5 protein-coding genes, 2 tRNA genes and 1 pseudogene are annotated in these 8,548 nt (G+C 63.5%); 6 read left to right on the top strand and 2 right to left on the bottom strand.

Annotated features, from left to right (window positions below; genetic code table 11):
• The 3 genes and pseudogenes from AC1DYX_RS24205 to AC1DYX_RS24195 form a co-directional block, all read left to right on the top strand.
• Positions 1 to 370 (top strand): annotated as a pseudogene (locus AC1DYX_RS24205) (hypothetical protein); the annotation flags it as partial.
• Between the two features lie 345 nt (positions 371 to 715).
• Positions 716 to 2,599: a S53 family peptidase gene (locus AC1DYX_RS24200; protein ID WP_477263597.1), complete on the top strand. Its 1,884-nt coding sequence runs from the start codon at positions 716 to 718 to the stop codon at positions 2,597 to 2,599.
• Positions 2,600 to 2,648: 49 nt separating this feature from the next.
• Positions 2,649 to 3,182: a PEP-CTERM sorting domain-containing protein gene (locus AC1DYX_RS24195; RefSeq protein ID WP_477263595.1), complete on the top strand. Its 534-nt coding sequence runs from the start codon at positions 2,649 to 2,651 to the stop codon at positions 3,180 to 3,182.
• A gap of 139 nt (positions 3,183 to 3,321) precedes the next feature.
• Here the strand turns inward: AC1DYX_RS24195 and AC1DYX_RS24190 are convergent, their stop codons facing one another.
• Together AC1DYX_RS24190 and uvrB are read right to left on the bottom strand one after the other, a co-directional pair.
• Positions 3,322 to 4,521: an RNA-guided endonuclease InsQ/TnpB family protein gene (locus AC1DYX_RS24190; RefSeq protein WP_477263592.1), complete on the bottom strand. Its 1,200-nt coding sequence runs from the start codon at positions 4,519 to 4,521 to the stop codon at positions 3,322 to 3,324.
• Between the two features lie 224 nt (positions 4,522 to 4,745).
• Positions 4,746 to 6,842, bottom strand: coding sequence for an excinuclease ABC subunit UvrB (uvrB, locus tag AC1DYX_RS24185; RefSeq protein WP_477263590.1), 2,097 nt, complete (start codon positions 6,840 to 6,842; stop codon positions 4,746 to 4,748).
• Between the two features lie 109 nt (positions 6,843 to 6,951).
• Between uvrB and AC1DYX_RS24180 the strand changes: the two genes are divergently transcribed.
• The 3 genes from AC1DYX_RS24180 (at position 6,952) to AC1DYX_RS24170 (ending at position 8,541) form a co-directional block, all read left to right on the top strand.
• Complete coding sequence (locus AC1DYX_RS24180) at positions 6,952 to 8,163, top strand: amino acid aminotransferase (RefSeq protein WP_477263588.1); 1,212 nt, start codon at positions 6,952 to 6,954, stop codon at positions 8,161 to 8,163.
• A 163-nt stretch (positions 8,164 to 8,326) separates the two neighbouring features.
• Positions 8,327 to 8,402 (top strand) — tRNA-Asn (locus AC1DYX_RS24175).
• 66 nt (positions 8,403 to 8,468) lie between these two features.
• Positions 8,469 to 8,541: transfer RNA gene (locus tag AC1DYX_RS24170), tRNA-Asn, on the top strand.
• Positions 8,542 to 8,548: the final 7 nt, after the last annotated feature.

The following is an 8,548-nucleotide window of genomic DNA, read 5'->3' as shown; positions in this document are numbered from 1 at the left end:
CTGCCGGGAAGCGGGCGCCGATGCCTTCCTTGCCAAGCCGGTCGACCACGATGACTTGCTGCGCACCATCGGCACGCTATTGTCCTTGCAATGGACCTTCGGAAAACCGGCGCAGGAACCGGGCGCGGGCGTCGAGGAAGGTGTCGACATGGTCGCGCCGCCCGCCCAGGAGATCGAGACGCTGTGGCAACTGGCGCAGATCGGCAGCATGCGCGAGATCCGCGAACGGGCCAACCACCTGCGCGCGCTCGACCCGGCCTATGCGCCGTTCGCAGCGCGCCTGGAGACGCTGGCGCAGGGCTATCACTCGAAGGAACTGGCGGCCTTCGTGGGGCGCTACCGGACGGCGGACGCCGTGCCGCCGCTGTGATGCGCTACGGCGCAGTCTGTCACCTTCATCCAACGTCTTATGTGCACCCCGCCGGTCGATGTCGTTCATTGATCGGAACAGTCATCGTGCCGTCGTGCGTGTTCGGTTGATGTTACGCCTATTCGAAAATCACATGAAACATTTTGATTGCAATCAAATACATATGTGTCGGAGAAATTTACAGAGATACAATTTTTATGACACAAAAAGATGACCTCAGGATGACAAGTCTCTGAATATTTGGGGGAATATCTATTGATTGAAAAAATGGCATGTACCTTGCTTGTGGCTTCGATGCACTGCCGTTACCGGCAGCTTCCTTATTCATCCAACAGGGAGTCCGCATTGAAAACCTTCACCGCAATCGCCGTTGCCATCGGTTTGCTGACGAGTTCGCTGGCATACGGTGCCACCACCTCCACCGAGTTCAAGTTCGACCGCGACGCGCGCATCGTCGATCTCGGCCTCGCGCCCCAGTCCGAAGTCAGGCAGGTCACGCTGTCGCTGGCCGTCCGGGACAGTGCCGCCATGGAAGCGCATGCCGCGTCGCTCGTCGATCCGTCCAGTCCGCACTATCACAAGTTCCTGACGCCGGGGCAGGTGGGCGCCCTGTACGGCCAGGACGCGACGACGGTCGCCCAGGTCGTCAACTTCCTGAAGGCCCAGGGGCTGACGGTGACGAAGGTCTATGCGAACAACCTGTTGATTTCCGCGAAGGGCACGAACGCGCAACTGGCCGCCGTGTTCGGCAGCCCGATACACGCTTACCAGTCGCTGGGCCGCACCTGGGAGGCCCCGGCCGGCGCGACGGCCATGCCCGCCAACCTGGCCGGCATCGTCACGGCCGTGCATGGCCTGAACGGCCGCCCGCTGTTCCGCAGCAATCTCACGCGCCAGCCGGCGTCGGGTGTCGCGACCGGCGAATCGAAGCTGGTGCCGAGCCGCGTCCCGAGCGCCACGGCCGCATCGCTGCCGGGCGAGTACACGGTGCTCGACCTGGCCGCCAGGTACAACGTCACCCCGCTGTACTCGGCCGGCGTGACGGGGGCCGGCAAGACCATCGGCATCGCCACCCTGGCCGGCTACCGCCAGTCGGATGCCTACGCGTACTGGAATGCGCTGGGCCTGACCGTGGCGCCGAACCGCATCACCGACGTGCCCGTCGACGGCGGTCCGTTGCCGGATGACGGTCCGGGCAGCGACGGCGCCGGCGAGACGACGCTCGACATCCAGCAATCGGGCGGCGTGGCGCCGGGCGCCAACATCCGCGTCTACCTCGCCCCCAACGAGGGCAATGGTTTCCTGGATATGTTTGCGACGGCCGTCGACGAGAACGTCGTCGATACGCTGTCCGTCAGCTGGGGCGCGGCCGAGATCTTCAACAGCGGCGCGGAACTGGCGGCCTATCACGCCGTATTCGTCCAGGCCGCGCTGCAGGGCATTCCCGTGATCGCCGCGTCGGGCGATTCTGGTGCCTTCGACATCAACCGCAATTTCCCGTATCCCGCCTGCACCACGTTGCTGTCCACTGACCATCCGGCGTCCGACACCGCCGTGCTGGCGGCCGGCGGCACCACGCTGCCGCATACGCAGGTGCACCGCTACGGCACCATCACGATCCCGACCGAGCGCGCCTGGGCCTGGGACTACCTGCGCAGCTACATCGCGCAGTACTACGGCCAGACCAGGTATTACACGGACTACTTCGCGGTAGGCGGTGGCGGCGGCGTCAGCGTCGACTTCGGCCGGCCCGCATACCAGGGCGGCCTGGCCGGCGTGGCGACGAGCGCCGCGGCGCAGAGCCTGTACTGCAAGGCGTCGGTGCTGGGCGACCCGGGGCCGGGCTACGAATACCTGATCGACCTGCCCGCGGGCGTCCCTGGCCGCAACCTGCCGGACGTGTCGCTGAACGCCGACCCGTACAGCGGCTACCTCGTGTATTTCGAAGGGCAATGGGGCGCCGGCAGCGGCGGCACGAGCTTCGTCGCGCCGCAGCTGAACGGCATCTTCACCCTGATCGCCGCCGGGAAGAACAGCCGCCTGGGCCTGCTGCACCCGCAGTTGTACGGCGCGTTCAAGACGTATGGCTACGGCGTCCGGTCGCCGTTCCGCGCGATCACGGCCGGCACCAACCTGTACTACAAGAGCACGAACACGTTCAACCCGGCGACGGGCCTCGGCTCGCTCGACGTGACGAACCTGGCGCGCGCCCTCGGCGTGAACCTGTGAACCTGTGAACCTGCGAACCTGTGAGCCTTTTAATTTTCGAAAGACAGCAATGAAATCGATCAAACACTGCCTGCTCGGCCTCGTGCTCGCCACCTGCGCCGTCTTCAACGCCCACGCCACCCCGACGTTCAGCGGCATGTACTTCGTGGTACCCGACTTCGACCAGTACGTGTCGCAGGCCTGGTTCTTCGGCGTCGCCGAACCGGACGCCATGGCCGGCGACACGTTCGAGTACGACTTCCTGTTCAACACGCCGCCCGAGAACGCCGACTTCAACTTCATCGTGCGCCCGGACCGCGACGACACGCTGCGCTTCACGGACCTCGGCTTCTTCGCCGGCGATCTCGTGACGCCGATCGACGCGCTGGCGCTGACCCTGAAAGACGATGTCGTGGTCGGCGCCGGCCGGATCTCCAGCGGCACGTACGACCTGCGCCTGGCGGGCACGTTCCTCGTGGGCAGCGCCGGCTTTTCCGGCACGGCGCGGTCGGCCATTCCGGAGCCGGCCAGCCTGATGCTGCTGGGCGCCGGCTTCGCCGCATTGGCGGTGACGCGGCGGCGCAAGGCGGCTGAAGCGGCCTGACGGTGGCGCCGACGGCGGCGCGCTTCAGGCGACGCCGCTGCCCGCGCCTTCCACGGCTACCTGTGCGCGATAGCCCGCCGGCTTGTCGCCCACGCTGGCGCCGCCGTACATCATGCCGTTCTTCCAAACTTACGCAAAGTTAGCCATAGTAAACTTTGCCGTTGGATTCCTGCTTCGCCGGGGCCGGTTTCACCCTGCGCTCGCGCGCAGGGCCAGCGCCTTCCCCTCCACAGGCTGATGCGGTCGAACTAACCGCCACATTCCTCAGATTGATCGCCGCGTTCACGTCGCGGTCGTTCGACGCCCCGCAACCTGGGCAGGTCCAGCGCCGCATATCCAGACCGAGGGACTCCAGTCGGTAGCCGCAACATGAACACAGCTTGCTGCTCGGGAACCAACGATCGACCAGCACGACTTGCCCGCCACGCCAGGCCACCTTGTACTCGAGCTGGCGGCGTAGTTCATAAAAGCCCATGTCGGCGATGGCCCGCGCCAGGTGCCGGTTGCCCAGCATGCCCTTGACGTTGAGATCCTCGATGCCGATCATGTGAAAGCGGCGCGTGATGCAGGTGCTCAGTTGGTGCAAGCTGTCGCGGCGAATGTTGGCGATCCGCTCATGCAGCCTCGCCAGTTTCAGCTTCGCCCTGACGCGATTACGCGAACCTTTAACTTTACGGGACAGGGCACGCGACCGCCGCCGTAACCGTGTCAACAAGGTGCGCAAAGCCTTCGGGCCCTGAAACGTTTCGCCGGTCGACAGGGTAGCCAGCGCCTTGATGCCCAGGTCCACCCCGACCGCGTCTTGGCTCTCGACAGGCGGCACAGGTGGGTCGGAAGTATCGACGGTAATGCTGGCATACCAGTGGTCGGCAACGCGCGCGACCGAAGCCGACACGAGCTTGCCCGCGAAGCGTAGCGCCTCGCGCATGCGGACCCATCCCAGTTTCGGAATGCGGATATGCCGGCCTTTAATTCGGAATTGATCATTGCTGATCGTGAACCGGTCATCCGGTCCTTTCCTGCGGAATCTTGGATAACGGGCGCGCCCGGCGAAGAAGTTCTCGAAGGCCCGTCCCAACTGCACGATGGCCATCTGCGGCGCGTTCTTGGTGACTTCCATCATCCAGGGAAATTGGTCGCGCTTGATGCTGTTAAGCTGGCGCCGCAACGCCGCTTCGGAGGGCCTGGTCAGCGTCGGGTCGGCCTTGCAGGCTTCATATTGTTTTTGCCACTCGCCCAGCGCCCAGTTGTACGCGAAGCGGGCGGTGCCCGCAGCGCGCGCCAGGTAGGTCGCCTGTATGTTGTTCGGGTCCAGCCGGATGCGGTGCGCTGCGAGCATTGAACATCCTTTACAGTCATCCTGGTCGTCCAACCAGCGGCTTGTCGGCTGTGCTGATCGGAATGAACTCGTGCATATTGCCTATGATCGCGCAAAGTTACCGAAGTTCCAGATTAACTGTTCGAACCCGACAAGACGACAAATGCCCGCGAAGTTGCGGGCATTCATCGATTACTGCACAGGGCAGGGCGAGCACAGTGCGTGATTGATGCCCCCAGCATCAATCACTTGCCGAGAATGGACACGACGTTGTCCGCCCCCGGCGCACCGAATGCCTGCTGCTTCAGGACGTGTAACTGGTCGCGCACCTGCGCCGCCTTTTCGAACTCCAGGTTCTTGGCGTGGTCGACCATGAGCTTTTCGAGGCGCTTGATCTCTTTCGAAATCTGCTTCTCGCTCATGCCCTCGACCTTGGCGGCTTCTTCCGACAAGCCGTTGTCGTTCAGCATGGCCTTCTGCGCAGCCGCACTGTACACGCCGTCGATCATTTCCTTGATCTTCTTCTGCACGCCCTTCGGCGTGATGCCGTTCGCTTCGTTGAACGCGATCTGCTTGGCGCGGCGGCGTTCCGTCTCGTCGATCGCGCGCTTCATCGAATCGGTGACATGGTCCGCGTACAGGATCGCCACGCCGTTCAGGTTACGGGCCGCGCGGCCGATGGTCTGGATCAGCGAGCGCTCCGACCGCAGGAAGCCTTCCTTGTCGGCGTCGAGCACGGCCACGAGCGACACTTCCGGCAGGTCGAGGCCCTCGCGCAGCAGGTTGATGCCGACGACGACGTCGAACGTGCCCAGGCGCAGGTCGCGCAGGATCTCCACGCGCTCCACCGTGTCGATGTCGCTGTGCAGGTAGCGCACCTTGATGCCGTGGTCGGACAGGTATTCCGTCAGCTGCTCGGCCATGCGCTTGGTCAGCGTGGTGACCAGCACGCGCTCGTCCTTCTTGATGCGGTCCGTGATCTCGCCCATCAGGTCGTCCACCTGCGAACGCGCGGGTTTCACGATGACCTGCGGGTCGACGAGGCCCGTCGGCCGCACGACCTGCTCGACCACGTTGTCGGCTTTTTCCTTTTCGTAATCGGCCGGCGTCGCCGACACGAAAATGCACTGGCGCATCTTGCTCTCGAATTCCGAGAATTTCAGCGGCCGGTTGTCGAGCGCGGACGGCAGGCGGAAACCGTAGTCGACGAGGTTCACCTTGCGCGAGCGGTCGCCGTTGTACATCGCGTTCAGCTGGCCGATCATCACGTGCGACTCGTCCATGAACATCAGCGCGTCCTTCGGCAGATAGTCGATCAGCGTGGGCGGCGGCTCGCCGGGCATCGACCCGGACAGGTGGCGCGAATAGTTCTCGATGCCTTTGGTGAATCCGACTTCGGCCAGCATCTCCAGGTCGAAGCGGGTGCGCTGCTCCAGGCGCTGTTCTTCCAGCAGCTTGCCCTGCTGGCGGAATTCTTCGAGGCGGTCGCGCAGCTCGGCCTTGATGGAGTCGACGGCCTTCAGCACGGTGGCGCGGCCGGTGACGTAGTGCGAGCCCGGGTACACGGTGAAGCGCGGGATCTTCTGGCGCACCTTGCCGGTCAAGGGATCAAATAACTGCAGCGATTCGATCTCGTCGTCGAACATCTCGACGCGGATCGCGAGTTCCGCGTGTTCCGCCGGGAAGATGTCGATGGTGTCGCCGCGCACGCGGAACGTGCCGCGCGCGAAGTCCATTTCGTTGCGCGTGTACTGCATCTGGATCAGGCGCGCGATGACGTCGCGCTGCGCGACCTTGTCGCCCGTGCGCAACGTCAGGATCATCTTGTGGTACTCGTTCGGGTTACCGATACCATAGATGGCCGACACGGTCGCGACGATGACGACGTCGCGCCGTTCCATCAGCGATTTCGTGCACGACAGGCGCATCTGCTCGATGTGCTCGTTGATCGACGAGTCCTTTTCGATGAACAGGTCGCGCTGCGGCACATAGGCTTCCGGCTGGTAGTAATCGTAGTACGAGACGAAATATTCGACGGCGTTCTGCGGGAAGAACTCGCGGAATTCCGCGTACAGCTGGGCTGCGAGCGTCTTGTTCGGAGCGAACACGATGGCCGGACGGCCCGAGCGGGCGATCACGTTGGCCATCGTATAGGTCTTGCCGGAACCGGTCACGCCGAGCAGCGTCTGGTACATCAGGCCATCCTCGATGCCCTCGACGAGACCCTGGATCGCGGTGGGCTGGTCGCCCGCCGGCGGGAAGGGTTGATGGAGCTTGAACGGGGAATCCGGGAACGTGATGACGGTAGGTGCTGGTGAATTTGCAACCGATAAATCTGCCATTGGATCAGACCTTTGCTAGAATGAGAATCCGCCTGCGGCCTCGCACTGTTCGAGGCCGCCTATCTATTCAACCGCTGCGAAACCCAGCCGACAAACCAAGTTTATCACGATGAATTCCCCAGCTCCTGCAAGCATCTTCAGCGCCATCGCCATGGCTCCCCGCGATCCGATTCTCGGCATCACCGAAGCTTTCAATGCAGACACTAACCCCGCCAAGATCAACCTGGGTGTGGGCGTCTATTACGACGACAACGGGAAAGTGCCGCTGCTGGAATGTGTTCAGAAAGCGGAAGCGAAGTTGATGGAGCAGCCGACGCCCCGTACCTATCTGCCGATCGAAGGCCTGGGTGCGTACGACAAGGCTGTGCAAGAACTCGTATTTGGTGCCGACAGCGCCGTAATTCAAGAGAAGCGTGCCGTCACGGTGCAAGCCCTGGGCGGCACCGGCGCGCTGAAGATCGGCGCCGATTTCCTGAAACGCTTCTCGCCGGACTCGCAAGTCTACATCAGCGACCCGAGCTGGGAAAACCACCGCGCGCTGTTCGAAAGCGCCGGTTTCACCGTCAACAACTACACCTATTACGACCCGGCCACCCACGGCGTCAACTTCGAAGGCATGCTGGCCTCGCTGAAAGCGATGCCGGAAGGCGCCGTCGTCGTCCTGCACGCCTGCTGCCACAACCCGACCGGCGCCGAGCTGAACGCCGACCAGTGGGGCCAGGTGATCCAGGCCGTGCGTGACGGCGGCCTGATCCCGTTCCTCGACATGGCCTACCAGGGCTTCGGCGACGGCATCGCGGAAGACGGCGCCGTCGTGCGCCGCTTCGCCGACACGGCCGGCCCGCTGCTGGTGTCGAACTCGTTCTCGAAGTCGTTCTCGCTGTACGGCGAGCGCGTTGGCGCACTGTCCGTCGTCGCAGCGACCGCGGAAGAGGCTGCCCGCCTGCTGTCGCAGCTGAAGCGCGTCGTCCGCACCAACTACTCGAACCCGCCGACCCACGGCGGCAAGGTCGTCGCGACCGTCCTGTCCACGCCGGAACTGCGCCAGCTGTGGGAAGACGAACTGGCCGGCATGCGCGTGCGCATCAAGCAGATGCGTGACGAGCTGGTCAAGAAGCTGGCCGAAAAAGCCCCGGGCAGCGATTTCGAATTCGTCCGCGAGCAGGTCGGCATGTTCTCGTACTCGGGCCTGACCAAGGACCAGGTCGAGAAGCTGCGCGCCGAATCGATCTACGCCGTGGACACCGGCCGCATCTGCGTGGCCGCGCTGAACTCGAAGAACATCGATCGCGTCGTTGACGCCATCGCAAAAGTTCTCTAAACTCTCGGCCTTCCGCTAAGCAATCATTGTTAGCGTATCGGGGCTCTGAAGAACCGTCGCGAGCGGCAGCAGTTCCGGTCGAGAAGCGCAGCCGTACTTCGGTACGGCGAGCATCGCAGACCGGAAATGCAACGCGCAGCAGGTTATTCAGGCCCCCACCAATTCCCTGATAGCTCAGTCGGTAGAGCGACGGACTGTTAATCCGCAGGTCCCTGGTTCGAGTCCAGGTCGGGGAGCCAGAATTCCGCACGGTTGGCGCGCCAACTGTGCAAGCCCTTGGTGAGGGGCTATAATAGCAACACTATTCCCTGATAGCTCAGTCGGTAGAGCGACGGACTGTTAATCCGCAGGTCCCTGGTTCGAGTCCAGGTCGGGGGGTCGGGGA

The sequence above is a fragment of the Massilia sp. P2_C2 genome, assembly GCF_056404615.1.
This window is presented reverse-complemented; position numbering and strand designations above follow the sequence as displayed.